Source organism: Trabulsiella odontotermitis, assembly GCF_030053895.1.
GTDB lineage: Bacteria > Pseudomonadota > Gammaproteobacteria > Enterobacterales > Enterobacteriaceae > Trabulsiella > Trabulsiella odontotermitis_C.
The window spans coordinates 4,310,589-4,335,827 of sequence record NZ_CP125781.1; the positions used below are offsets into that span (position 1 = coordinate 4,310,589).

Annotated in this window: 21 protein-coding genes; 10 read left to right on the forward strand and 11 right to left on the reverse strand. The window is 55.7% G+C overall.

The window, feature by feature from the left end:
* The first annotated feature begins 45 nt into the window (after positions 1-45).
* Entirely contained in the window at positions 46-1,590 is a 1,545-nt protein-coding gene (gene malF / locus QMG90_RS20530) for a maltose ABC transporter permease MalF (RefSeq protein ID WP_283281528.1), read from the forward strand.
* A gap of 13 nt (positions 1,591-1,603) precedes the next feature.
* Entirely contained in the window at positions 1,604-2,494 is an 891-nt protein-coding gene (gene malG / locus QMG90_RS20535) for a maltose ABC transporter permease MalG (protein WP_049855763.1), read from the forward strand.
* A gap of 86 nt (positions 2,495-2,580) precedes the next feature.
* Here the strand turns inward: malG and psiE are convergent, their stop codons facing one another.
* From psiE to pgi, 6 genes are all read right to left on the reverse strand, one after another.
* Entirely contained in the window at positions 2,581-2,991 is a 411-nt protein-coding gene (gene psiE / locus QMG90_RS20540) for a phosphate-starvation-inducible protein PsiE (protein ID WP_038158408.1), read from the reverse strand.
* Between the two features lie 117 nt (positions 2,992-3,108).
* Positions 3,109-5,205, reverse strand: coding sequence for a YjbH domain-containing protein (locus QMG90_RS20545; RefSeq protein ID WP_283281532.1), 2,097 nt, complete (start codon positions 5,203-5,205; stop codon positions 3,109-3,111).
* Complete coding sequence (locus tag QMG90_RS20550) at positions 5,205-5,945, reverse strand: capsule biosynthesis GfcC family protein (RefSeq protein ID WP_283281534.1); 741 nt, start codon at positions 5,943-5,945, stop codon at positions 5,205-5,207. The genes QMG90_RS20545 and QMG90_RS20550 overlap by 1 nt, the downstream gene beginning before the upstream one ends.
* Positions 5,942-6,580 carry a YjbF family lipoprotein gene (locus QMG90_RS20555; protein WP_283281535.1) on the reverse strand — a complete coding sequence of 213 codons (639 nt, stop codon included), beginning with the start codon at positions 6,578-6,580 and terminating at the stop codon, positions 5,942-5,944. Before QMG90_RS20555 ends, QMG90_RS20550 begins: the two co-directional genes overlap by 4 nt.
* A gap of 63 nt (positions 6,581-6,643) precedes the next feature.
* Positions 6,644-6,886 carry an exopolysaccharide production protein YjbE gene (yjbE, locus tag QMG90_RS20560; protein ID WP_038158418.1) on the reverse strand — a complete coding sequence of 81 codons (243 nt, stop codon included), beginning with the start codon at positions 6,884-6,886 and terminating at the stop codon, positions 6,644-6,646.
* Positions 6,887-7,252: 366 nt separating this feature from the next.
* Positions 7,253-8,902, reverse strand: a complete 1,650-nt coding sequence (pgi, locus tag QMG90_RS20565) for a glucose-6-phosphate isomerase (RefSeq protein ID WP_283281537.1) — start codon at positions 8,900-8,902, stop codon at positions 7,253-7,255.
* A gap of 293 nt (positions 8,903-9,195) precedes the next feature.
* Between pgi and lysC the strand changes: the two genes are divergently transcribed.
* The 3 genes from lysC (at position 9,196) to QMG90_RS20580 (ending at position 11,919) form a co-directional block, all read left to right on the forward strand.
* Positions 9,196-10,545, forward strand: coding sequence for a lysine-sensitive aspartokinase 3 (gene lysC, locus QMG90_RS20570; protein WP_283281538.1), 1,350 nt, complete (start codon positions 9,196-9,198; stop codon positions 10,543-10,545).
* Positions 10,546-10,639: 94 nt separating this feature from the next.
* Positions 10,640-11,584, forward strand: coding sequence for a ketopantoate/pantoate/pantothenate transporter PanS (panS, locus tag QMG90_RS20575; protein WP_283281539.1), 945 nt, complete (start codon positions 10,640-10,642; stop codon positions 11,582-11,584).
* A gap of 62 nt (positions 11,585-11,646) precedes the next feature.
* The gene (locus QMG90_RS20580; protein WP_283284014.1) at positions 11,647-11,919 is read left to right on the forward strand and encodes a YjbD family protein; all 273 of its coding nucleotides are present in this window, start codon (positions 11,647-11,649) and stop codon (positions 11,917-11,919) included.
* On the opposite strand, the gene rluF is transcribed toward QMG90_RS20580, so the two are convergent.
* Positions 11,920-12,804 carry a 23S rRNA pseudouridine(2604) synthase RluF gene (rluF, locus tag QMG90_RS20585; protein WP_283281541.1) on the reverse strand — a complete coding sequence of 295 codons (885 nt, stop codon included), beginning with the start codon at positions 12,802-12,804 and terminating at the stop codon, positions 11,920-11,922. It abuts the gene before it with no gap.
* Positions 12,805-13,077: 273 nt separating this feature from the next.
* Between rluF and QMG90_RS20590 the strand changes: the two genes are divergently transcribed.
* Positions 13,078-13,368: an addiction module antidote protein gene (locus QMG90_RS20590; protein WP_054179791.1), complete on the forward strand. Its 291-nt coding sequence runs from the start codon at positions 13,078-13,080 to the stop codon at positions 13,366-13,368.
* On the opposite strand, the gene QMG90_RS20595 is transcribed toward QMG90_RS20590, so the two are convergent.
* On the reverse strand, positions 13,362-14,993 hold the full coding sequence (locus QMG90_RS20595) for a Na/Pi cotransporter family protein (protein ID WP_283281544.1): 1,632 nt from the start codon (positions 14,991-14,993) through the stop codon (positions 13,362-13,364). The two genes, QMG90_RS20590 and QMG90_RS20595, sit on opposite strands and share 7 nt — an antisense overlap.
* A gap of 135 nt (positions 14,994-15,128) precedes the next feature.
* The gene (gene metH, locus QMG90_RS20600; RefSeq protein ID WP_283281546.1) at positions 15,129-18,812 is read right to left on the reverse strand and encodes a methionine synthase; all 3,684 of its coding nucleotides are present in this window, start codon (positions 18,810-18,812) and stop codon (positions 15,129-15,131) included.
* Between the two features lie 202 nt (positions 18,813-19,014).
* Here metH and iclR point away from each other — a divergent pair, with 202 nt between their 5' ends.
* Genes iclR through QMG90_RS20620 form a run of 4 tightly spaced genes read left to right on the forward strand, consistent with a single transcriptional unit; the run spans position 19,015 to position 22,122 of the window.
* Positions 19,015-19,839 (forward strand): glyoxylate bypass operon transcriptional repressor IclR, encoded by an 825-nt coding sequence (iclR, locus tag QMG90_RS20605; protein WP_283281548.1) that lies wholly within the window; start codon positions 19,015-19,017, stop codon positions 19,837-19,839.
* A gap of 57 nt (positions 19,840-19,896) precedes the next feature.
* Positions 19,897-20,559, forward strand: coding sequence for a CDP-alcohol phosphatidyltransferase family protein (locus QMG90_RS20610; RefSeq protein ID WP_283281550.1), 663 nt, complete (start codon positions 19,897-19,899; stop codon positions 20,557-20,559).
* Entirely contained in the window at positions 20,556-21,197 is a 642-nt protein-coding gene (locus QMG90_RS20615) for a lysophospholipid acyltransferase family protein (protein ID WP_283281552.1), read from the forward strand. Before QMG90_RS20610 ends, QMG90_RS20615 begins: the two co-directional genes overlap by 4 nt.
* Complete coding sequence (locus QMG90_RS20620; RefSeq protein ID WP_283281554.1) at positions 21,190-22,122, forward strand: phosphatidate cytidylyltransferase; 933 nt, start codon at positions 21,190-21,192, stop codon at positions 22,120-22,122. Before QMG90_RS20615 ends, QMG90_RS20620 begins: the two co-directional genes overlap by 8 nt.
* Here the strand turns inward: QMG90_RS20620 and aceK are convergent.
* Both aceK and aceA read right to left on the reverse strand, forming a co-directional pair.
* The gene (aceK, locus tag QMG90_RS20625; protein ID WP_283281556.1) at positions 22,113-23,864 is read right to left on the reverse strand and encodes a bifunctional isocitrate dehydrogenase kinase/phosphatase; all 1,752 of its coding nucleotides are present in this window, start codon (positions 23,862-23,864) and stop codon (positions 22,113-22,115) included. The two genes, QMG90_RS20620 and aceK, sit on opposite strands and share 10 nt — an antisense overlap.
* Before the next feature lie 48 nt (positions 23,865-23,912).
* Entirely contained in the window at positions 23,913-25,220 is a 1,308-nt protein-coding gene (gene aceA, locus QMG90_RS20630) for an isocitrate lyase (RefSeq protein WP_283281558.1), read from the reverse strand.
* Between the last annotated feature and the right edge of the window lie 19 nt (positions 25,221-25,239).

Here is a 25,239-nt window from a genome sequence, read left to right on the forward strand (position 1 = left end):
TGCTGTCGTTCAGGAACATGTTCACCGTTGTAGAGGAAGATCCCCATGGATGTCATTAAAAAGAAGCACTGGTGGCAAAGCGACGCCCTGAAGTGGTTAGTGATTGGCGTGCTGGGCCTGCTGGTCGGTTACCTTGTCGTTTTAATGTACGCCCAGGGAGAGTACCTGTTCGCCATCATGACGCTGATCTTAAGCTCTGTTGGCCTTTATATTTTTGCGAATCGCAAAGCTTATGCCTGGCGCTATGTGTACCCAGGCGTCGCCGGGATGGGCTTGTTTGTTCTGTTTCCGCTGATTTGCACCATCGCCATCGCGTTCACCAACTACAGCAGTACCAACCAGCTGACGTTTGAGCGTGCGCAACAGGTGCTGATGGACCGCGTGTACCAGGCCGGGAAAACCTTCAACTTTGGTTTATATCCGTCGGGGGATGCGTGGAAACTGGCGCTGACCGACGGGGAAAGCGGGAAAAATTATCTCTCTGACACCTTTACGTTGGGCGGCGAACAAAAGCTTACCGTAAAAGAAACCGATGCCCTGCCGGCAGGCGAGCGGGCGAATCTGCGCGTCATCACCCAGAATCGCCAGGCGCTGAACCAACTGACCGCCATCCTGCCCGACGAGAGCAAAGTGGTGATGAGCTCGCTGCGTCAGTTCTCCGGCACACGCCCGCTGTATACACTTAGCGACGATGGCGTCCTGACCAACAATCAAAACGGCACAAAATATCGCCCAAACAACAGTGCCGGGTTTTATCAGGCGATTAATGCGGATGGCAACTGGGGCGACGAAAAACTCAGCCCCGGCTATACCGTGACCATTGGCTGGGATAACTTTACCCGCGTCTTTACCGACGAGGGCATTCAGAAGCCGTTCCTGGCGATTTTCGTCTGGACGGTGGTGTTCTCCATGCTGACCGTGCTGCTGACCGTAGCTGTCGGCATGGTGCTGGCTTGTGTGGTGCAATGGGAATCGCTGAAAGGCAAAGCGGTTTACCGCGTGCTGCTGATCCTGCCCTATGCAGTGCCGTCGTTTATTTCTATTTTGATTTTCAAAGGGTTGTTCAACCAGAGCTTTGGTGAAATCAACATGATGCTGAGCACGCTGTTTGGCATCCGACCGGCGTGGTTCAGCGATCCGATCACCGCGCGCACGATGATCATCATCGTCAACACCTGGCTGGGCTATCCGTACATGATGATCCTCTGCATGGGGCTGCTGAAGGCGATCCCGGACGATCTCTACGAAGCGTCGGCGATGGATGGCGCGGGTCCGTTCCAGAATTTCTTCCGGATCACCCTGCCGCTGCTGATCAAGCCGCTGACCCCGCTGATGATCGCCAGCTTCGCGTTTAACTTTAACAACTTCGTGCTGATCCAGTTGTTGACCAACGGCGGGCCGGATCGTCTCGGCACCACCACCCCGGCAGGTTATACCGACCTGCTGGTGAGCTACACCTACCGCATCGCCTTCGAAGGTGGCGGCGGGCAGGACTTTGGACTCGCGGCGGCGATCGCTACGATCATCTTCCTGCTGGTAGGCGCGCTGGCGATTGTGAACCTGAAAGCCACACGAATGAAATTTGACTAAGGAGGGACAGACGATGGCAATGGTACAACCGAAATCTCAGAAGCTGCGCCTCTTTATCACGCACCTGCTGCTGCTCGTCTTCATCGCAGCAATTATGTTTCCGCTGCTGATGGTGGTCGCCATCTCCCTGCGTGAAGGCAACTTCGCCACTGGCAGCCTGATCCCGGACAACATCTCCTGGGAGCACTGGCGACTGGCGCTCGGGTTCAGCGTTGAGCACGCCGACGGCCGCGTCACGCCGCCGCCGTTCCCGGTGCTCTTGTGGCTGTGGAACTCGGTGAAAATCGCCGGGATCACCGCCATTGGAATCGTGGCGCTCTCCACTACCTGTGCGTACGCCTTCGCCCGTATGCGTTTCCCCGGCAAAGCTACCCTGCTGAAAGGGATGCTGATTTTCCAGATGTTCCCGGCGGTACTGTCACTGGTGGCGCTGTATGCCTTGTTTGACCGTCTCGGTCAGTACATTCCGTTTATCGGTCTTAACACACATGGCGGGGTGATCTTCGCTTATATGGGCGGTATTGCGTTGCACGTCTGGACCATTAAAGGCTATTTCGAAACCATCGACGGTTCGCTGGAAGAGGCGGCGGCGCTGGATGGTGCCACACCGTGGCAGGCCTTCCGTCTGGTGCTGTTACCGCTGTCGGTACCGATTCTGGCGGTAGTGTTTATTCTGTCGTTTATCGCGGCGATCACCGAAGTACCGGTCGCCTCGCTGCTGCTGCGTGATGTCAACAGCTACACGCTGGCGGTAGGTATGCAGCAATACCTGAACCCGCAGAACTACCTGTGGGGCGATTTTGCCGCGGCGGCGGTGCTGTCCGCGATCCCCATCACCCTCGTGTTCCTGCTGGCGCAGCGCTGGCTGGTCAGCGGTCTGACGTCGGGAGGCGTGAAAGGGTAAATTTCATTGTTATGCCACTGCAACCCTCAAATGCTGTTCATTGCGAATAATTGTGACTGTTCAGGCGGCCTTCGGGCCGCCCTTTTTTATTCACGTTTCAGCCGCTTAGAGTTGCAGAGCCATAACGTGATCACCAACAACAGGATCGCCGCCGAGTAGATCAGCACATCCAGTGGGGATTTGTGATCAACGATGATCAGCCGCACAATGGCGGTGATCCCGATGTAAATAAAGTAACGCAGCGGGAAGTGAAAGCCTGACTGAAAATACTTCACAATCAGGGCGATAAATTCAAAGTAGAGAAAATAGACCACCAACCCTTCCACCAGCGCATATTTGCTGGTTTGCTCAGGGGCAAACAGAACGTCTGCCAGATGCAGCGTCTCTTTGCCGAGGAAAACGACCAGGATCAACCCTAGCGTCAGCAGACCCAGATTCAACACGGTCTGCAGGATGGTGGAGATGAACTCAACACGAGGGCGAGTGAGTGACGTCATAACAGCACCTTTATTGCAGTGGCGAGCCTCCTGTATAACGCAAAAGTGTGACGGAGATCTATATTTTTTATTTATGCGTATTGCCGGGTAAGCACCGCGCCACCCGGCAATACAACATCAACGGAAATTCACGCTGCGATCGCTGGTCATGTCGTACAGCTGGAATTTGCGTCCCAGTTTCTGACCGCCATCACGCGTCAACGGCGTCCAGCCGATGGCGGCACGGCTGCGGGTCGGGCCGGAGGAGAAGATATCCAGCGGCACAGACACGTACACGCCTTTGGTGAAATCCCCTTCCCCGTACTCTTCCGGCGACACGTTAGTGATCGTTGCATAAGCGCCCACCACCACGCCGCTGTCGAAGTGTTTCGCCACTTCCAGCGTACCGCCCTTATCGCCTGCCAGATATTGCCCGACGCTGGCTTTGATCAGCACATCCTGCGCAAATGGCGGTGTCCAGTAGGCGGTCAGGTGACCGGTTTTGGCGCTGTAGTCGGTGAACTTCATCATGTCCTGCGCGCTACGCCAGTCACGCTGTTTCACGTAGTTCGCATCGATCCCAAACGCCCAGTTGCTGTCGACCGGACGATAGAGCACTTCCGCGCCCGCGCCGCCGAACATGGTCTCCAGATAACCGCCGTACACCTGGCCGTAGAAACCGTTGCCGAAATACTGCAGGTAGTTGGCCTGCAGGTTATTGACGTAAATATCGTTCTCCACATACTCACGCACGTGGGTTCTGACGCGCGGCAAATGCGTGTCCCGCGGCGGCTCGGTGTAGTTGAACTTGTCGTAGTTGTTAGCCAGGTTGGCGAACAGGCTGCCGGTGGTGATCAGGTGGTCAGTTACCCACCAGTCCGCGGTACCCATCACGCCCAGTTGATACATGTAGAAGCTTTCCGGGCCGCCGATGGACTGATTCAGCACCGGGTCGATATGCACATCAAAACGCGACTTATCGATATACCAGCCCTGCTCCGTTTTCTCCGGTATCACCGGCTCAATGCGTTTCTGTGCCAGTGGCGTTTCGTGACCTAATGGCTCGCCCGCCAGATGGTTGCGCAGGCTGGCGACGTCGGTTTCCGTTGTTACCTGCGGCAGATTGAGGCGGTTTTCGGTAATGCGGATGGTGCGGATCCCTTCCGGCAGATCGTTCATGATGATCCGGTTGGCACGCTCAATGCCTTCACGCGAGTCGCGATATTTCACCTGTTCGCCAGTGACGTACAGCGTGTCGCCTTTCACCTGAATCTGCGGATCTGCCAGACCGGCGTTGTATTTCAGCAGGGTCAACTGGCTCGATACCACCGAATGCTGCAGGATCGCGTCCTGCGGTTCCGGCTGGTATTTTGGCCGCGCGTTGTCGTTGTAGGACGGCCGCAGATCGTTAAAGTTGGTACGCAGCGTCACACCAAACATGAAGGTGTTGCCGCGCTCATAGCTCAGGTTAACGTCGGCCCAGTCAGTCACACGGTAAATGGCGCCGACGTTAAACTTGCTCTTCTGTTCGATTTTTCCAGCAAATTCATCGCTGTAATCATTGCCTTCGTATTCCAGCTTCAGGCGCAGCGGTTGCCAGGGGGTCTGATATTCAACGCCGCCAAACAGTGCGGTCGGGCCGTGGAACATCTGGCTACCATCCACCGAGCCCGCTTCGCGGTAACTGTTGTCGCGGTAGCAAAATTTATCGCTATAAGAACAGAGCGGGTTTTTCACGTTGCCGCTGGTGCCGAGATAGCCCCAGCCGAGCCCCAGCGAGAAATCAAACGGTCCCCAGGCTTTGCTGGCGACGATGTATTCCGCATCAAACAGACCGGTCCCGCCGATGTCCCGTGCGCCCACCGCCACCTGCGGCAGCCAGTAGCCCTCTTCCCACAGCCGCAGCTTGAGATCGAACGCTTTGTCTTTGTAGGTCTGGTCGCCCGAGAAGGCGTCAACGCTGCTGTACTGCCGGGTACGCACATCGGTATAACGCAGGGTGGTTTCCAGCCAGGGGAAAAGCTGTATTGAACCGGAGTAGTAGCGATACTGATCGTTATCGCGATAGTTGATGCTCATCTCCCCTTCCCGCGCCATGCGCGCGGTAGGCGTCTGCATCAACCCCACGCCGCCAAAGTCAGACTGCGATGGCCCGACGGGCGCCGGATACGTTTCTGCATGGCAGGCCGCGCTCACGCCCAACGCCAGCAAGCTATAGAGAAATCTTTTTTTCATTATTCAGGTATCCGCTGTGTGAGTGAGTGAAGAATGTCGGCGTTCAGCTCGTCGTATTTCTTCGTCCACAGGGAATCGGCAAAGCCGACAAAAATAAGGCTTCCAGGCATCAGTTCAACGTGGCGTTTGTTCCAGTACGCCACTGGCGCTTTTTGCGTCCGCCCGTCGGGGTAAATCACCCAGGCGTAGCTACGGTCAGCGCCACTGAGCAGGCTTTGATCATCGAGATAGCTCGCCACATCACGCTCTGGCGTGAACGGCAGCGTACCCGGACGGCTGATTAAACCGAACAGGTGTACCGTGGAGGGCTGATGACCCACCCAGAGGGTGTAATCGCCCTGCAACGGCGGGTTCGCGCCCGGTTTCACCCGTACAACGTCAGGATCGAGGCTCACCAGCTGGCGTCCGGTCACGTTGATGCTCTGTAACTGCTGGCGCAGCGCGTTAATCGCCGCGCCGTCATCACCGCCCTCTTCGGCGGCAAGCGCCGCCAGCCGGGCAAGCAACGCCTGATGCTGCTGTTTCGCCGTGGCGGTTGACTGGCGTTCGCTGATGACCGCGCCCGGCCACCAGCTGTCCGCCAGCCGTGGTTGCGCGACCAGATCGGCCAGATGATCAGCGTCAGTGAGTTTTTTCGGCTGCGCCGCGCCATTGATAAAAACATCCACATTGCCGGCAGCGAAAACCGTTAACGGCGCAATAAACGTGGCGATCAACGCGGCAATTAAACGTTTTTTCATGATTTTGCCGCCTTAATCAGGGTGGTTTTCACCGGGAAATAGTTCGCCCCGAGGTACTGCTCAGACTGGCGAATTTGCCCCTCGTCATCGATCCAGTAGCGGTTGCGCCAGTGGGTTTGATCGGTGCTGACAGTCTCCTCGAGCACGCGCACCTGGGTACTTTCGCCCGCCAGCGTCAGGGTATCGGTGCCCTCCCAGCGGAATTCAGAACGCGCGGTGGCGTAACGCACCTGCTTGTGCTCGGTCCAGCCCATCGTGCGCGTCCAGCTCACACCATCGATAATCTGATTAGGTTTCGTCAGCGGGTCAGCCTGCAGGTTGTTCACCTCCAGCAGGTTGTCGCCGCCAAGCTGCGTTTTAATGATGCGACCGTGTCGGGTCACGATGGTGGCCTGATCCTGCGTCACCCATTTCTGCTGCCCGTTTTCCGAGAAAGCGAGCACCACAAACAGCTGGGGGCCGCCGTTGAGTTGCATATACTGACTGGCATACGGCATGTTCTGGATGTCATCGTCGGTGAGCTGGACACCGGGTGTGCCGAACAGGCTATCCCAGAGGGATTGTCCCAGTCCTTTTGTACTGGCTGAACATGCCTGAAGCAGCAGGCAAAGAAGGATAATAATGGGTCGCTTCACGACTCTTCTCCGAAGGGGCAAAATAACCACACCGAAGTGTGGTTATGGTTAAAGCACCCGCTGTTACTGGGTACTGGTGGTCGTTGTGGTGGTGGTTCCCGTATTGGAGCCATCACCACCACCGGTCGCCGCCAGTGCGACACCCACGGCCGAACTTACGGTGCTGGCGCTGGTTGCGGTCGAACTGCCCGCAGACACAGACGTCGCTGCCGACCCGGCCGCCTCACCCACTTCCACGGGTGCTGCATAAGCTGAGGTCGCCGCAAGCGCGGATATGGCAAAAATGCCATACAGGATTTTCTTCATAACTACTTCCCTTCATTGAATGAATGGAGATATGCCTGAAAAGAAATTCAGACGGGATCGAGTATACACAACTAAAGCAGGCTAATTAGCGCAGGGGAAAATAGCAGCGCAGTTTTCGGATTTATGGATGAAAGGGTTATTAAGCGGCAAACAGCAATTTGCAAAAGCAAAGTAATTCAAACGATTATAATATAATTCTACACATTTCATTCTCCGTAAAATCCTAAAATAACACGCAGTGATTAACTGGTTAAATAGTCTTTTCAGATTAAACTCAGAACGGAAATTTGCGCTACGTAACGGACAACAGGAATTATCCGATAAAAAAATGCCGGCATTTCGCCGGCATTAATTATTAAATATTAATTACCCACGCCATTGCTTATAACGGTTAATCAAACCGTTAGTAGAGCTGTCGTGGCTGCTGATTTGTTTGTCATCTTTCAGCTCCGGCAGAATGCGGTTCGCCAGTTGTTTACCGAGCTCAACGCCCCACTGGTCGAAAGTGAAGATGTTGAGGATAACGCCCTGAGTAAAGATTTTGTGCTCATACAGCGCGATCAGCGCGCCCAGGCTGAACGGCGTGATTTCACGCAGCAGGATGGAATTGGTCGGGCGGTTGCCTTCGAACACTTTAAACGGCACCACGTGCTCCAGCGTCGCCGGATCTTTCCCCTGATCGCGATATTCCTGCTCAACCACTTCACGGGATTTACCGAACGCCAGCGCTTCGGTCTGCGCGAAGAAGTTAGACAGCAGCTTCGGATGGTGATCAGACAGCGGGTTGTGGGTAATGGATGGCGCAATGAAGTCGCACGGCACCATTTTGGTTCCCTGGTGAATCAGCTGGTAGAACGCGTGCTGACCGTTGGTGCCTGGCTCGCCCCAGATGATTGGCCCGGTCTGGTGCGTCACTTTATTGCCATTACGGTCGACGTACTTACCGTTGGATTCCATGTTGCCCTGCTGGAAGTAGGCCGCAAAACGGTGCATGTACTGGTCGTACGGGAGAATGGCTTCGGTTTCCGCGCCAAAGAAGTTGTTGTACCAGATACCGATCAGCGCCAGCAGCACCGGCAGGTTTTTCTCAGGTGCCGTGGTGGAGAAGTGCTTGTCCATCGCATGCGCGCCGGAGAGCAGTTCTACAAAGTTGTCGAAGCCTACAGACAGGATGATCGACAAACCGATCGCTGACCACAGCGAATAACGGCCACCGACCCAGTCCCAGAACTCAAACATGTTGGCGGTATCAATGCCGAACTCACCGACCGCTTTGGCGTTGGTAGACAGCGCGGCAAAGTGTTTCGCCACGTGTTTCTGATCACCGGCGGTTTTCAGGAACCAGTCACGCGCGCTGTGGGCGTTGGTCATGGTTTCCTGAGTGGTAAAGGTTTTGGACGCGACCAGGAACAGCGTGGTTTCCGGGTTCACTTTTTTCAGCACTTCAGCGATGTGCGTCCCATCGACGTTAGACACGAAATGCATGTTGAGATGATTTTTGTACGGGCGCAGCGCTTCGGTCACCATGAACGGGCCGAGGTCGGAACCACCGATACCAATGTTCACGACATCGGTGATCGGCTTACCGGTGTAGCCTTTCCAGCTCCCGGAGATGATGGCTTCTGAGAAGCCTTTCATCTTATCCAGCACCGCGTTCACTTCCGGCATCACGTCTTTGCCATCCACCACAATCGGTGTATTGCTACGGTTACGCAGCGCAACGTGCAGCACGGCACGATCTTCCGTACGGTTGATCTTTTCACCCGAGAACATGGATTTGATGGCGCCTGCCAGATCGGTTTCTTTCGCCAGATCCTGCAGTTTTGCCAGCGTGTCGGCGGTGATGCGGTTTTTGGAAAAATCCACCAGCATCAAATCGTCAAAGGTCGCGGAAAATTTGGAAAAACGGTCGCTATCTTTTGCGAACAGCTCCGCAATAGTGACGTCCTTCATCTCCTCGTAGTGTTTCTGTAATGCCTGCCAGGCTGAAGTCTGCGTTGGATTGATATTTTTCATAGCAATACTCATCTGATTTGAAAATTGTGACTTCGCTCGATTGTAGCGCCTGCAGATAAAAATTGTGATGCTTTTTCAGGATGAGGGCAAAAGCGGCTAAAAAATGTCTTCAGATCACACTTTTATAAGCGAGATTTCTTGATCCTCTGCCAGCATAAAAAATCCGCATAACCTAAGCGTTGACAGCGCCCCGCCTCGCATTTTATTTATGAATACGGTACCTGCGCCTGGTTCGATTACTGTTCTGCTCTTGTGCCAAGGTCACTATTTTCACTCCCTGACACGAGGTTGTTATGACAGATTTAGTCGTCGCCAAATTTGGCGGTACCAGCGTTGCTGACTTCGACGCGATGAACCGTAGCGCGGATGTCGTGCTCGCCGATCCCAATACCCGACTGGTGGTGCTTTCCGCCTCGGCGGGCATTACCAATCTGCTGGTGGCGCTGGCGGAAGGCCTGGAAGCCACCGAGCGTTTCGCCAGACTCGATGCCATTCGTCAAATCCAGCTCGATATTCTCGATCGCCTGCGGAATCCAAATGTGATCCGCGAAGAGATTGAGCGTCTGCTGGAAAATATCACCACCCTGGCGGAGGCCGCGTCGCTGGCTACCTCCAATGCGCTGACCGATGAACTGGTCAGCCATGGCGAGCTGATGTCCACGCTGTTGTTTGTGGAAATTCTGCGTGAGCGCGGGGTTCAGGCGCAGTGGTTTGACGTGCGTAAAGTGATGCGCACTAACGATCGTTTTGGCCGCGCCGAGCCGGATGTCGCGGCACTGTCCGAGCTTTGCCTTCAGCAGCTCGCGCCACGCCTGGCGGAAGGCATGGTCATCACCCAGGGCTTTATCGGCAGCGAAGGCAAAGGCCGCACCACCACGCTTGGCCGTGGCGGCAGTGACTATACCGCTGCGTTGCTGGGCGAAGCTCTGAAAGCGAAACGTGTCGATATCTGGACTGACGTCCCGGGCATTTACACCACCGATCCGCGCATTGTGCCTGCCGCACGGCGCATCAATGAAATCGCCTTTGAGGAAGCCGCCGAGATGGCGACCTTCGGCGCGAAAGTGCTGCACCCGGCGACCCTGCTGCCCGCCGTACGCAGCGAAATTCCGGTATTCGTGGGCTCAAGTAAAGATCCGAAAGCGGGCGGTACGCTGGTCTGCAATAAAACCGAGAACCCGCCGCTGTTCCGCGCGCTGGCGCTGCGTCGCAACCAGACGCTGGTAACGCTGCACAGCCTGAATATGCTGCACTCCCGTGGTTTCCTGGCGGAGGTGTTCGGTATTCTGGCGCGTCACAATATTTCGGTCGATCTCATCACCACTTCAGAAGTGAGCATCGCGCTGACGCTGGATACCACCGGCTCCACCTCAACCGGCGATACTCTGCTGACACAGGCGCTGCTGACCGAGCTCTCTTCCCTGTGCCGCGTTGAAGTCGAAGAAGGGCTGGCGCTGGTAGCGCTGATTGGTAATCACCTCTCCAGAGCCTGCGGTGTTGGCAAAGAGGTGTTTGGCGTGCTGGAGCCGTTCAACATCCGCATGATTTGCTACGGTGCTTCCAGCTACAACCTGTGTTTCCTCGTGCCGGGTAACGAATCAGAAAAAGTCGTGCAGAAACTTCACCATAATTTATTTGAATAAAATTACACTACACGATAAACCATACCTATGGCCGGGCTCGAACCCGGCCTTTTTATAAAAAAACACAACACAACACGATCGCAAGGAATACAAAATGTCAGGAATATTCACCAGGCTGTTCCCGTTATGGGCACTGCTGCTCTCGATTATTGCGTACTACACGCCCTCGACCTTTACCCCTATTGGCCCCTGGGTCACTACGCTGCTGATGCTGATCATGTTTGGCATGGGCGTGCATCTGAAAGTGGATGATTTTAAGCGCGTGCTGTCGCGCCCGGCACCAGTTGCCGCGGGGATTTTCCTGCACTATCTGGTGATGCCGCTCGCCGCCTGGCTGCTGGCGCTGGCGTTTCGCATGCCGCCGGAATTGTCCGCAGGCATGGTGCTGGTAGGCAGTGTTGCCAGCGGCACGGCGTCAAACGTCATGATCTATCTGGCGAAAGGTGATGTCGCGCTGTCGGTCACTATCTCGTCGGTATCGACGCTGGTGGGTGTTGTCGCGACCCCACTGCTGACACGCCTGTACGTTGACGCCCACATTCAAGTGGACGTGATGGGAATGCTGCTCAGCATTCTGCAAATCGTGGTGATCCCGATTGCCTTAGGGCTGGTGGTGCATCATCTGCTGCCGCGTGTGGTGAAGGCGATAGAGCCTTATCTCCCGGCATTCTCCATGATCTGCATCCTGGCGATCATCAGCGCTGTGGTGGCCGGTTCCGCATCGCATATCGCGTCAGTGGGTCTGATGGTGATTATCGCGGTTATTCTGCATAACAGCATCGGCCTGCTGGGGGGTTACTGGGGTGGTCGTCTGTTCGGTTTCGATGAATCCACCTGCCGCACACTGGCGATTGAAGTGGGTATGCAGAACTCCGGGCTCGCCGCTGCTCTCGGCAAAATCTACTTCGGCCCACTCGCCGCCCTCCCCGGCGCGCTGTTCTCCGTCTGGCACAACCTGTCGGGTTCACTGCTGGCGGGTTACTGGTCCGATAAGCCGGTTGATGAACAACAGAAAAAAGAAGTAGTGAAACAGGGCTAATTCGCTTCGCGCCTGCACGCGCTTGCTTTACACTGAAGCCTCCCTACCAGGAGGCTTCAGTGATGCCCATAGCACGATTAACCCAAAAAGACATGACAGAAAGCGAGCAGCGTGAGCTGAAAACATTGCTCGACCGCGCGCGCATCTCACATGGCCGTCCCCTGACCAACGCCGAAACCAATCAGGTCAAAAAAGAGTACATCGACAAGCTGATGGCGCAACGTGACGCTGAAGCCAAAAAAGCCCGCAAGCTGAAAAAGCAACAGGCTTATAAACCGGATGAGAACGCAACATTCTCCTGGTCTGCCAATACCTCGACCCGTGGAAGGCGCTAATTAGCGCCCTTTCTTTTTCCGCCCCGGCGAGGTAAAGCGCTTACGGTTGGCCATTTCTGCAGGCGTTTTGGCCATATTTTTCCCGCCACTGGTGGCCGGTTTTTTTGCCGCACTGGATGGTGTTTTCGGTTTGGCCTTCACCTTTGCTTTCGGCTTCGCTTCCGACGACGAATCTTCGATAAGCTTAAAAAGCGCAATCAACTCATCATCGGTTAAATCACGCCATTCACCCTGCGGGATCCCGCTCAGGCTGACGTTCATGATCCGCGTACGTTCCAGTTTCGTCACTTCAAAACCAAAGTACTCGCACATGCGGCGGATTTGCCGGTTCAGTCCCTGAATGAGAGTGATGCGGAAGGTAAACGGCGCCTCTTTTTTGACTTTGCACTTCTTTGTGACGGTACCGAGGATCGGCACACCTGCGCCCATGCCGCGAATGAAGTCATCGGTAATCGGTTTATTCACCGTCACCAGATACTCTTTTTCATGGTCATTACCGGCACGCAGAATTTTATTGACCAGATCGCCGTGGTTGGTCAGAAAGATCAGCCCCTGCGAGTCTTTATCCAGGCGACCAATCGGAAAAATGCGACTACTGTGGTTAACAAAATCAACGATGTTATCCCGTTCACCGTCTTCCGTCGTACTCACAATGCCAACCGGTTTGTTCAACGCGATAAACACCAGGTCTTCTTCGTTTCTTGGCTCAATGAGTTGACCATTCACTTTCACCACATCGCCTGCGACGACCTGATCGCCAATGGTGGCGCGTTTACCGTTGATAAACACGTTCCCCTGTTCGATGTAGCGGTCAGCCTCGCGACGTGAGCAAATTCCACTTTCGCTAATGTATTTGTTTAATCGGGTTGATTGGGTTGGCAGCATAGTTTCTCCTGTAAAGGCGAAATATACCTTACCTTCGCGCTGGCACAAATGGTCTTGTTTCCGAGCGTCATTCCAGATTCTGTGACATACCATTCACCCCCTTTCAGACGCTCTCTATTCTCCTTCATGGCCCCGGTTATCGCATATATTTCAAGCAACAAGGTAATATGCTAATCATCCTGTTATGTGGCGGCGACAAACGTACTCAGAGTAAGGACATTTTGCTCGCCAGAGCGCTGGTACACTCACTGGATATTGAGAAGGTATTTGGTTATGAATAAACTCACTCGCTACGATCCCGCAGAAGCATTGGTTAACGACGAAGAGATCGCCGTATTCATGGCGGATGCTCTGGAAACGGGTGATGCCGCGTATATCGCAAAAGCGTTGGGCATCGTCGCACGCGCGAAAGGTATGGCACAAATTGCTGCACAAACAGGTCTTTCTCGTGAGCAACTCTATCGGTCTTTTAGTGAGAAAGGTAACCCAACGCTCAAAACAACACTGGCTGTCATGAATGCGTTGGGTATTGGGTTAACAATTAAACACACCAGTTGTCAATAATCATCCCGCTCATCGTCTTCGTCCGGCTGCTCCATCACGCTGTAAGCCACTGAGCAGAACAGCGAGTTCAGACGTTTCATGTCGCCGAGCAGGCCCAGATGCAGTGAGCTGGTTTCGATGCTTTGCACGTTTTGCTGGTGAAGCCGGTCAACATGCGCGTGCGAGTAACGGCGATTCAAAATACGGAAACGGTGTTTGTTGCGGCGCAGACGGCGGGCGCTGGGAACGTCGCTGGAGAAGAATACCGACATCGCCAGTTTCAGGTTACTGAGCAGTTGTTCGTAGAGCGCATCCAGCTCTTTCAGCCCTTCAATGGAGAACGCGCGGCGGGCAGCCAGCGATTTGTCGGCAATCTCGCTGCCCATGCGTTCGACGATGTCAGACGCCTGCTCCAGGTTCAGCGACATTTCAATAATTTCCGCCCAGCGGCGGGATTCCTCTTCCGCCAGCTCCTCTTTCGGCATTCGCGCCAGATAGAGTTTGATGGCGGTATACAGCACGTTGATGTCATCTGCCAGCTTGCGCAGCTCTTTTTCTTCCCGCGGTTCGCCGTGCATGATGTTATGCAGGCCGCCCAGCATCAGCTCCATGGCATCGCCCATGCGCAGGGTCTCACGCGCGGCATTGGCCAGCGCCAGTGCCGGCGTATCCAGCGCGGTGGTGTCGAGATGTTTTGGCTTCAGACGCGCATCCAGTTCAGGCTCATCACGAATCACACGTTTGCAGAACCGCGCCATCGGCTCGGCGAAAGGCACCATCGTCAGGCAGCGGATCAGGTTGTAGAACACGTGGAAATAAATCACCAGTTCTGATTCAGGCAGCGGTAGCTCATGCAACAGGCTGGCGAGCGGGTGAACAAATGGCAGGATAATCAGGCTGCCCACCAGCTTAAAGAGCAGACTGCCCAGCGCCACGCGGCGAGCGGCGGCATTGGCGGCGCTGTTGTTCAGCATCGCCAGCAGGCCGGAGCCAAGGTTAGCACCGATCACCAGACAAAGCGCGACCGGGAAGGCGATGATCCCGGCAGCAGTGAGCGTGGCGGTCAGCAGCACAGCGGCGAGGCTCGAGTAACTTACCAGTGCGAAGACAGCGCCGATCAGCGCATCCAGCATGATGTCGCCAGTCAGCGAGGCAAAAATCACCTGAACGCCGCTCGCTTCGGTGATAGGGTGCACCGCCTGGACGATAAGCTCCAGTGCCAGCAGGATCAAGCCGAGGCCAATCCCCACGCGGCCCAGTTGCCCGGCACGAGTCTGTTTTCGTCCCAAAAAGAAAATCACACCGATAAAAATCAGTAAAGGCGACAGCCAGGAGAGATCAAATGTCAGCACCCGCGCCATCAGCGCGGTCCCCACGTCTGCGCCCAGGACAATCACCAGCGCAGGGGTGAGCGCCACCAGATCCTGCGCCACGAATGACGTTACCAGCATCGTGGTAGCGTTACTGCTCTGCACCAGCGCAGTCACACCGATACCCGCGCAGAAGGCGAGCGGTTTCTTTTCGACACTACCGCTCAGTACGGTACGTAAACGCGCACCAAAAACACGCATCACGCCGGTACGGACAATATGGGTGCCCCATACCAGCAGGGAAACAGCAGAGAGCAAGTGTAACAGCGTCAACACGGATGCAGGTTCTCCTTATCTTTATTTTCCTGAGGCGCCAGGCCTCTCTCTAGTATAAGGGTTTACCACTAATAAAGAGACAAGGCGCCTTATGAGCGCCCTGTTTGTTGTAAAGAAAGATGACAGTTTTATGAATCAGTCGGCGTCGTAGCCTAAATGCGACGCTAACCAGCGCTCCACGTCTGTCACGCTCATCCCTTTACGCCGGGCGTAATCTTCTACCTGATCGCGCTGGATCTGTGCCACGGCGAAATATTTGCTGTCAGGATGGCTGAAGTACCAGCCCGATACCGATGCGCCCGGCCACATGGCGAAGGACTCGGTGAGTTTCATACCAATACGCGCTTCGACGTCCAGTAACTGCCAGATAGTCCCTTTTTCGGTATGTTCCGGGCAGGCCGGATAACCCGGCGCCGGGCGAATGCCCTGGTAATTTTCGCGGATCAGGTCCTCGTTGCTGAGATTCTCATTCGCCGCATAACCCCAGTAAACTTTGCGCACCCGTTCGTGAAGGTACTCCGCAAACGCCTCTGCCAGACGGTCGGCAATCGCTTTGACCATGATTTTGTTGTAATCATCATGCTGTGCTTCGTACGCTTCCGCCAGCGCATCCTCCTCCAGCCCGCCGGTGACGGCGAACGCGCCGATGTAGTCGGCTTTACCGGAGAGTTTCGGCGCGACGAAATCCGCCAGGCAATAGTTAGCAAACCCGACTTTTTCCGTCTGCTGGCGCAAATGATGGCTCACTGCCAACACATGAGTGCGGGTTTCATCACGGTAAATCTCGATGTCATCGCCCACGCGGTTGGCCGGGAACAGGCCCACCACGCCACGTGGCGTCAGGCTTTTTTCTGCACTGAGCTGGTCGAGCATTGCGTTGGCATCGTGGAACAGACGTTTAGCCTCAACGCCCACGACTTCGTCTTCCAGAATGCGCGGGTATTTGCCTGCCAGCGACCAGGTCATGAAAAACGGCGTCCAGTCGATGTAGTTGCGCAGCGTTTCGATGCTGGCCGTCACATCCTGTACACCAGGGCGGTGCGCCACCGGCGGTGTGTAATTGCTCCAGTCAAAGGCCAGATCATTTTCACGTGCGGCTTCCAGCGTTACTGGCGGCGTGCGCGGTTTTTTACGCGCATGCTGGATACGCACCGTTTCATATTCTTTGCGGGTACGGGCGACAAAATCATCATGCTGCGTCGCGGAGAGCAATGACGACACCACGCCAACCGTGCGCGAGGCGTTCTGCACATAAACCGTCGGGCCGCTGTAGTTCTGTTCGATCTTCACCGCCGTGTGCGCTTTCGACGTCGTCGCGCCGCCAATCAACAGCGGAATGGTAAAGCCCTGGCGTTCCATCTCCTTCGCCACGTTAACCATTTCGTCCAGCGAAGGCGTAATCAGCCCGGAAAGGCCAATGAGATCGGCGTTCACTTCGCGGGCGGTTTTGAGGATTTTATCCGCCGGGACCATCACGCCGAGATCAACGATTTCGTAGTTGTTGCACTGCAGCACCACGCCAACGATGTTTTTGCCGATGTCGTGCACATCGCCCTTCACCGTGGCGATAACCATCTTGCCGTTGCTGGAGCCCTTCTCTTTGCTGGCTTCGATAAACGGCTCCAGGTACGCCACTGCCTGTTTCATCACGCGGGCAGATTTCACCACCTGCGGCAGGAACATTTTGCCTTCGCCAAACAGATCGCCGACCACGTTCATGCCGTCCATCAGCGGTCCTTCGATGACTTCTATCGGGCGCGCCGCCTGCTGGCGAGCTTCTTCGGTGTCCTGCTCGATAAACTCAGTGATGCCTTTCACCAGCGAATATTCGAGACGTTTTTTCACGTCCCATGAGCGCCATTCCGCCTGCTGGGCATTCGCGCCATCGTCAGCCTTGCTACCGCGATATTTTTCCGCCAGTTCCAGCAAGCGCTCGGTGCTATCGTCGCGACGATTGAGGATCACGTCCTCGACCGCATCGCGCAACTCGGCAGGCAGATCATCATAAATTGCCAGTTGACCGGCATTGACGATGCCCATATCCATGCCGTTACGGATGGCGTAATAGAGGAACACCGCGTGGATAGCTTCGCGCACCGGGTCGTTGCCGCGGAACGAGAAAGAGACGTTAGAGACACCGCCAGAGATCAGCGCATGCGGCAGTTCGCGTTTGATGTCTTCGCAGGCGCCGATAAAGTCCTGCGCATAGTTGTTGTGCTCTTCAATGCCGGTCGCTACCGCGAAGATATTGGGGTCAAAAATGATGTCTTCCGGCGGGAAACCCACCTCTTCAGTCAGGATCTTGTAGGCACGACGGCAGATCGCAATTTTACGCTCGCGGGTATCAGCCTGGCCGATTTCATCAAACGCCATGACCACCACAGCCGCACCGTAGCGACGTACCTGTTTCGCGTGATGGATAAACGCCTCAACGCCCTCTTTCATCGAGATGGAGTTGACGATGCCTTTCCCCTGAATGCATTTCAGCCCTTTTTCGATGACGTCCCATTTTGAGGAGTCGATCATGATCGGCACACGCGCGATATCCGGCTCACCGGCAATCAGGTTGAGGAAACGCACCATCGCCGCTTCAGCGTCGAGCATCCCTTCGTCCATGTTGATGTCGATGATCTGCGCGCCGTTTTCCACCTGCTGGCGTGCCACATCCAGCGCTTCGTTGTACTTCTCTTCTTTGATCAGGCGTTTGAACTTCGCAGAACCGGTGACGTTAGTCCGTTCGCCGACGTTCACAAACAAGCTGTCATCACCGATATTCAGCGGTTCGAGACCAGACAGACGACAGGCCACCGGCAGTTCCGGCAACTGGCGTGGCGCCAGGCCTTCCACCGCGCGGCTCATGGCGGCGATGTGTTCCGGCGTGGTGCCGCAGCAGCCGCCGACGATATTGAGAAACCCGGCTTCTGCCCATTCGCGGATCTGTTTTGCCATGGTATCGGCGTCGAGATCGTATTCACCAAAAGCGTTCGGCAGCCCGGCGTTCGGGTGCGCGGTGACGTAGCATTCGGCAATGCGCGACAGCTCCTGCACGTACTGGCGCAGCTCGTCCGGGCCGAGCGCACAGTTCAGGCCAAAGGTCAGCGCATCGGCGTGACGCAGCGAGTTGTAGAACGCTTCGGTCGTCTGACCGGACAGCGTACGCCCGGAAGCGTCGGTGATGGTGCCGGAAATCATGATCGGCAGATCAACGCCCAGCGTCTCGAACTCTTCTTTTACCGCGTAAATCGCGGCCTTGGCATTGAGCGTATCAAAGATGGTCTCGATCAAAATCAGGTCTGCGCCGCCTTCCACCAGCGCACGGGTGGACTCACGGTATGCCACCACCAGTTGATCAAAGGTGATATTACGGAATGCCGGGTCGTTGACGTCCGGAGAAATAGAGGCCGTGCGGTTAGTCGGGCCGAGCACACCTGCCACGTAGCGCGGTTTTTCCGGTGTGCGCGCGGTCCATTCATCGGCACAGGCGCGCGCCAGTTTTGCCGCTTCAAAGTTGATTTCTGCCGACAGGGATTCCATCTGGTAATCCGCCATCGCGATGGTCGTCGAGTTGAAGGTGTTGGTTTCAATGATGTCCGCGCCTGCTTCGAAGTAGGCATAGTGGATAGCGGCGATCGTTTCCGGTTGGATGATCGCCAGCAAATCATTGTTTCCTTTCAGATCGCAGGGCCAGTCGGCGAAGCGTTCACCGCGGAAATCCTGCTCTTCGAGACGATAGCTCTGGATCATGGTGCCCATGCCCCCATCCAGAACCAGAATGCGTTCTTTTAACTGCTGATGCAGCTGTTCAACTTTGTTGCTCACACGTGCTCCCGACAACGATCAACCAGGCCGACAGGCCAGCAGTCCATACTGGCATAAACCGGCAGTACGGAAAAGTCACATGGCCTTAACATGAGACAAGTTCATTTTCCCGGGAATAACTCATCCGATGAGTAAGGATAGAGGTTGCATTATCAATAAATAAAACGAAAATGATTTCCACGATACAGAAAAGGAGTCCGCTATGGTCGCTACCGTTCCCGCCAAACGTGGCAGAAAAGCCGCCCCTGTCGCCGCTCAGCCTGCCGGACAAGTCCAGTCGCTAACCCGTGGTCTGAAATTACTGGAGTGGATTGCGGAATCCCACGGCAGCGTGGCGCTGACCGAACTGGCGCAACAGGCAGGACTGCCTAACTCCACCACTCACCGTTTGCTGACCACCATGCAGCAGTTGGGTTTCGTGCGCCAGACTGGCGATCTGGGGCACTGGACGGTGGGCGCGCACGCGTTTATCGTCGGCAGCAGCTTTTTGCAGAGCCGTAATCTGCTGGCCATTGTGCATCCGATTTTACGCTCGCTAATGGAAACCTCTGGCGAAACGGTCAATCTGGCGGTGCTGGATCAGAGCGATCATCAGGCCATTATCATCGACCAGGTGCAGTGTACCCAGTTGATGCGCATGTCCGCGCCGATTGGCGGTAAACTGCCGATGCACGCGTCGGGTGCCGGGAAAGCGTTTTTGTCACAACTGAGCGAAGAGCAAGTCAGCGCATTGCTGCATCGCAAGGGGCTGCATGCGTATACCCACGCCACGCTGGTGTCGCCGGTGCATCTGAAAGAAGACCTGGCACAAACGCGTAAGCGTGGTTATTCCTTCGATGATGAAGAGCACGCGCTGGGGTTGCGCTGCATCGCGGCCTGCATCTTTGATGAACACCGCGAACCGTTCGCCGCAATATCCATTTCCGGACCCATTTCACGAATCACTGACGATCGGGTGACAGAACTGGGCGCGCTAGTGATCAAAGCCGCAAAAGAGGTCACGCTGGCCTACGGCGGGGTTCGTTAATCTCCCGCCGAAGCAGTATAATCCGTGCTCAACGACAGCCAAAGTTGAGCACTCTTGATGGAAAAGGATATCCAGGACCGCCGCCCCATTCGGGCGCGCGAAACACGCTGGGCAGCATCCGCCGCCCGCTTTCTCCGCCGTAAAGGTTGTACACCCAACGGCATCTCCCTCTTCAGCATTCTGTTCGCTGCGATCGCGGCGCTGTGCTTTTTGCTGGTCTGGCACAGTGACAGCACGCTCGTGCAACGCATTCTGTTAGTGATCGCCGCCGCCGGTATTCAGGGGCGGCTCATCTGTAATCTGCTGGATGGCATGGTGGCGGTTGAAGGTGGCTTACGAAGCCCGGCAGGCGCGGTATATAACGAACTTCCTGATCGCATCTCCGATACCCTGCTGTTGCTCGGCATGGGTTACGGCCTTCTTCACTTTCCGTCTGGCGTCGTGCTGGGTTGGGCCTGTGCGCTGTTCGCCATTACGACGGCGTATATCCGTTTGCTGGGAGGTACCTGCGGGCTGACACAGCGCTTCAGCGGCCCGATGGCCAAGCAGCATCGTATGGCGTTGCTGACGGCAGGCGCGCTGGCCGCTGCGGTGGTGCCGCAGTGGGGGCAGCACATTGGCCTGACGGTGCTGACCATCATTCTGGCGGGCACGGTGATCACCTGTATTGATCGTACCCGGAAAATTATCCGCGATTTACATGCAGGAGAACGCTCATGAGTTTCTCGCCTGACAAAACCCTCGTGCGCGCTTTACTGGTCAGTCTTTGCCGTTTACTGACGGGCATTAAGGCCAGATGGCAATCCGTTCCGCAAACGGAACGGCCAACGATTTACTTCGCCAACCACAGCAGCCACCTTGACGGACTGGTAATCTGGGCCAGTATGCCCGCCGCGATGCGCGATAAGGTCCATCCGGTGGCTGCTGCCGATTACTGGCAAAAGAGCCGCCTGCGCCGTTATCTCTCCTCGCGCATCTTTGGCGCAGTGTTGATCGCGCGTAACGGCAAGAGCAGTAAACCGCTGCCAGACGAAAATCCCCTGGTTCCGCTCATCGACGTGCTGGAAAAGCGGGAGTCGCTGATTTTCTTTCCTGAAGGTACCCGGGGAAGCGGCGAAGCGCTGGGGGAATTCAAAAGCGGGCTCTATCATTTGATGCAACGCTACCCGGAGGCGCAATTGATCCCGGTCTGGCTGGAAAACCTGAATCGCGTGTTGCCGAAAGGCTCGAAACTGGTCGTTCCCATTATTTGCAGCGCAACGTTTGGCTCCCCGTTAAGCGGTCCTGCAGAACATGAAACCAAAGCGGAATTTTTGGATCGCGCCAAAGTCGCGCTGGAGGCGCTTTCCCATGCGTAATACCGATCATGAATTAATGCTCCTGCTGGCGGGGCTATTTAGTCTGCTGATCATCGCGAGTCTTATTGGCTATCTGCTGGCGAGAAAAAAACAAAACGCCACCATTGCTAATCTCAATGCCCGTATTCGGGCCTGGTGGGTGATGTGCACCATTTCCGTTATCGCGTTGCTGGTAGGCCCCATCGGTTCCGTCGTCTTGTTTGCACTGATGTCTTTCTTCGCATTACGCGAATGCGTTACGTTGACACCCACCCGGCGTGGAGATCACGAGGCGCTGTTCTGGTGCTTTTTCGTCATTCTGCCGCTGCAATATCTGCTGGTCGGCATTGAATGGTATAACCTGTTTGTGGTGTTTATTCCGGTCTACGCTTTTCTCTTTATCCCTGCACGCATTGCCCTCGCCAGCGATACCCGGCAATTTCTGGAGCGCAGCGCCAAAATCCAGTGGAGCCTGATGATCGCCGTGTATTGTGTCAGCCATGCGCCTGCGTTGCTGATGCTCTCCATTCCCGGTTTTGAGGGGGAAAACATCAAGCTGGTGCTGTTTATGATGATTGTCGTGCAGATCTCCGACGTGCTGCAGTATGTGTTCGGTAAACTGTGGGGCAAGCGCGCTATCGTGCCGAAACTCAGCCCGAATAAAACCGTGGAAGGCTTTGTCGGTGGGATCCTGAGCGCCAGCCTCGTCGGCGCCGCGTTGCTCTGGGTAACGCCCTTCAATGCGGTGGAAGCGTTTTTCATCTCTCTGTTGATCACGCTGCTGGGTTTTGCCGGTGGGTTGTGCATGTCTGCGATTAAACGCGACCGTGGCGTGAAAGACTTTGGCGCGATGCTGGAAGGACATGGCGGGATGATGGATCGCATTGATTCCCTGTGCTTTGCCGCGCCGGTCTTCTTTCACGTGGTGCGCTATTTTTACGCCTGATCGGTCTGCGGTTGCTTACCGTAGCGGACGCTGAAACGCTGCCGTCTGCGGTAAGCATAGACATCTTCGACGTGGCCGTTTTTGATGCGCGTTTGCAGGCCGCGCCAGTAGTCGGCGCGGAACAGATCGGCGTGCATCTCTTCAAACAGCGGTCCGATACGCGGGTCGGCGCAGAGCCAGTGGCGAAACTCCTCCGGGAACACATCGCCAGGTGAGACGCTGTACCACGGCTCGCCAGACAGCTCATCTTCCGGGTACCGTGGTGGCGGAATGTCGCGGAAATTCACTTCCGTCATGTAGCAAATTTCGTCGTAATCGTAGAACACCACCCGCCCGTGGCGCGTGACGCCGAAGTTTTTGAACAGCATATCGCCCGGGAAAATATTGGCCGCCGCAAGCTGGCGGATGGCGTTGCCATACTCTTCAATCGCATCACGCAATTGCTGGCCTTCTACCTGCTCCAGCCAGATATTGAGCGGCACCATGCGTCGCTCGATGTACAGATGGCTGATGCTGATACGGTCGCCGAGATCGGTGATTTTTTCCGGTGCCTCCGTCAGCAGTAGCGTCATCAGCGCCGGGTCAATCTGCTGCTTTTCCAGCACGAAGTTTTCAAACTCCTGCGTGTCTGCCATGCGTCCGACGCGATCATGTTCTTTGACCAGTTGATAACAGGCGCGGACATGCGCCGCCGTGACCTCTTTCTGTGGGGCAAAGCGGTCTTTAATCACCTTGAAGACGCGGTCAAACCCCGGCAGGGTGAACACCAGCATCACCATGCCGCGAATGCCTGGCGCTTCGGTGAATTGTTCATCCGCCGCAGAATGGATGTAGTTGAGGTATTCACGGTAGCTTTCGGTTTTTGCATGCTTCTGGCAACCAATCGCCATATACAGCTCCGCCGTGGTTTTCCCTGGTAACAACTCGCGTAACCATTCCACCAGGGCGGCAGGCAACGGCGCGTAAACCATGAAATAGGATCGGGCGAAACCAAAGACAATGCTGGCTTCAGAGTGGGTCGTCAGACACGTATCAATAAACAGCTCGCCATCTTCGCTGCGGTGAATAGGCAGCAGAAACGGCAATGTCGCCGTCGGGGTGAACAGTTTCCCGACCAGCCAGGCGGCTTTGTTGCGATAAAACAGCTCATTCGCCACCTGCAAATAGCTCTGTTGCAGCGTCTGCGCCCCGAGGGTTTCGGTCAGATGCGCGATGATGTATTCCACATCCCGCGCTTTGTTTTGCCACGGCAGTCGTAACGACAGATCGGACAAGACGTTGGTTAATAACGTTCCCCAACCGCGATCGGGAAAGAAATCTTTCGCCAGCGGGCGTGGCATGGTGCGAAAACGGCGGTCGGGCTGCGAACTGAAAATAAAGAGCCGGTCGGGGGTCAGCGAGCGGTGATCAAAGAGACGGCAGTAGACCGAGTTAAAAAAACTCTCGGCAATCTCAAAGCGCGGGTAGTCGGGTAGCAGACGCGTGTAATGCGCTTTGACTTCCAGTAAGAAGGTTGCGTCTGTGCTTCTGTCGCCCGTAATGCAACGCAGTTGCTCCACCACCAGACCGACGTGATGATCATAAAGATTAATACGCTGCTTCATGGCCTGTTGCACGGCGTGCCAGTCGGCCTGCTCAAAACGCTGCTGCGCGCCTGAGGTGACTTCCAGAAAGCGGCCATACTGCGCATCGAAGCCCTGCAGAATGGTTTGAGCGATCAATAATTCCAGGCCACGCTGCATCGTTATCCCTCACGGTAGCCCCTCTCCGGATGGAGAGGGGAAAGAGTATCAGAACTGATCTTCTTCGGTGGAGCCGGTCAGCGCTGTGACCGACGATGCGCCGCCCTGAATGATGGTGGTGACATTGTCGAAGTAGCCAGTGCCAACTTCCTGCTGGTGAGAGACGAAAGTGTAACCCTCGCTGCCTGCGGCGAATTCCGGCTGCTGCACTTTTTCGACGTAGTGCTTCATGCCCTCGCCCTGCGCATAGGCATGCGCCAGGTCGAACATGTTGTACCACATGCTATGGATGCCCGCGAGAGTGATGAACTGGAACTTGTAGCCCATCTCCGAGAGCTGCTGCTGGAAGCTGGCAATGGTTTTATCGTCGAGGTTTTTCTTCCAGTTAAACGACGGCGAGCAGTTGTAGGCCAGCAGTTTGCCCGGGTACTGCGCATGGATGGCTTCAGCAAAACGGCGCGCCTGTTCGAGATCCGGTTTGGAGGTTTCACACCACACCAGATCTGCATACGGAGCATATGCCAGCCCGCGGCTGATCGCCTGTTCAATACCGGCATGGGTGCGGTAAAAGCCTTCGCTGGTACGCTCGCCAGTGATGAATGCGCTGTCATACGGGTCACAGTCAGAGGTGATCAGATCCGCCGCATCGGCATCAGTACGAGCGACCAACAGCGTCGGAACCCCCATTACATCAGCCGCCAGACGTGCCGCCACCAGTTTCTGGATCGCTTCTTGCGTCGGAACCAGCACTTTGCCGCCCATATGTCCGCACTTCTTCACCGACGCCAGTTGATCTTCGAAGTGAACCGCCGCCGCACCGGCTTCGATCATCGATTTCATCAGTTCAAAGGCGTTCAGTACGCCGCCGAAGCCCGCTTCCGCGTCGGCAACGATCGGCAGGAAATAGTCGACAAAACGCGGATCATTTGGCTCGATACCCGCGGCCCATTGGATCTGATCCGCACGGCGGAAAGTGTTGTTGATTCGCTCCACCACGGAAGGGACGGAGTTCGCCGGGTACAGCGACTGATCCGGGTACATGCTGGACGCGAGGTTCGCATCCGCCGCCACCTGCCAGCCAGACAGATAAATCGCTTCGATACCCGCTTTTGCCTGTTGCAGCGCCTGCCCGCCAGTCAGCGCGCCGAGGCTGTTGACGTAACCTTTTTTCGCTTCACCGTGCAGTAAACGCCACATTTTCGCCGCACCCAGTTGCGCCAGTGTGCATTCCGGATTGACCGAACCACGTAATTTCACCACTTCGTCCGCGCTGTAGGGGCGACGAATGCCTTCCCAGCGCGCTTGTTGTGTCCATTCTTTTTGTAACTCTTCGATCTGTTGGGTACGAGTCTTCATTTGCAAATGCTCCATGTCG

Excerpts from the sequence above, each read along its gene's own strand:
- malF (WP_283281528.1), top strand. The coding sequence starts at position 46 with ATGGATGTCATTAAAAAGAAGCACTGGTGGCAAAGCGACGCCCTGAAG.
- malG (WP_049855763.1), top strand. The coding sequence starts at position 1,604 with ATGGCAATGGTACAACCGAAATCTCAGAAGCTGCGCCTCTTTATCACG.
- psiE (WP_038158408.1), bottom strand. The coding sequence starts at position 2,991 with ATGACGTCACTCACTCGCCCTCGTGTTGAGTTCATCTCCACCATCCTG.
- QMG90_RS20545 (WP_283281532.1), bottom strand. The coding sequence starts at position 5,205 with ATGAAAAAAAGATTTCTCTATAGCTTGCTGGCGTTGGGCGTGAGCGCG.
- QMG90_RS20550 (WP_283281534.1), bottom strand. The coding sequence starts at position 5,945 with ATGAAAAAACGTTTAATTGCCGCGTTGATCGCCACGTTTATTGCGCCG.
- yjbE (WP_038158418.1), bottom strand. The coding sequence starts at position 6,886 with ATGAAGAAAATCCTGTATGGCATTTTTGCCATATCCGCGCTTGCGGCG.
- pgi (WP_283281537.1), bottom strand. The coding sequence starts at position 8,902 with ATGAAAAATATCAATCCAACGCAGACTTCAGCCTGGCAGGCATTACAG.
- lysC (WP_283281538.1), top strand. The coding sequence starts at position 9,196 with ATGACAGATTTAGTCGTCGCCAAATTTGGCGGTACCAGCGTTGCTGAC.
- panS (WP_283281539.1), top strand. The coding sequence starts at position 10,640 with ATGTCAGGAATATTCACCAGGCTGTTCCCGTTATGGGCACTGCTGCTC.
- QMG90_RS20580 (WP_283284014.1), top strand. The coding sequence starts at position 11,647 with ATGCCCATAGCACGATTAACCCAAAAAGACATGACAGAAAGCGAGCAG.
- rluF (WP_283281541.1), bottom strand. The coding sequence starts at position 12,804 with ATGCTGCCAACCCAATCAACCCGATTAAACAAATACATTAGCGAAAGT.
- QMG90_RS20590 (WP_054179791.1), top strand. The coding sequence starts at position 13,078 with ATGAATAAACTCACTCGCTACGATCCCGCAGAAGCATTGGTTAACGAC.
- iclR (WP_283281548.1), top strand. The coding sequence starts at position 19,015 with ATGGTCGCTACCGTTCCCGCCAAACGTGGCAGAAAAGCCGCCCCTGTC.
- QMG90_RS20610 (WP_283281550.1), top strand. The coding sequence starts at position 19,897 with ATGGAAAAGGATATCCAGGACCGCCGCCCCATTCGGGCGCGCGAAACA.
- QMG90_RS20615 (WP_283281552.1), top strand. The coding sequence starts at position 20,556 with ATGAGTTTCTCGCCTGACAAAACCCTCGTGCGCGCTTTACTGGTCAGT.
- QMG90_RS20620 (WP_283281554.1), top strand. The coding sequence starts at position 21,190 with ATGCGTAATACCGATCATGAATTAATGCTCCTGCTGGCGGGGCTATTT.
- aceK (WP_283281556.1), bottom strand. The coding sequence starts at position 23,864 with ATGCAGCGTGGCCTGGAATTATTGATCGCTCAAACCATTCTGCAGGGC.
- aceA (WP_283281558.1), bottom strand. The coding sequence starts at position 25,220 with ATGAAGACTCGTACCCAACAGATCGAAGAGTTACAAAAAGAATGGACA.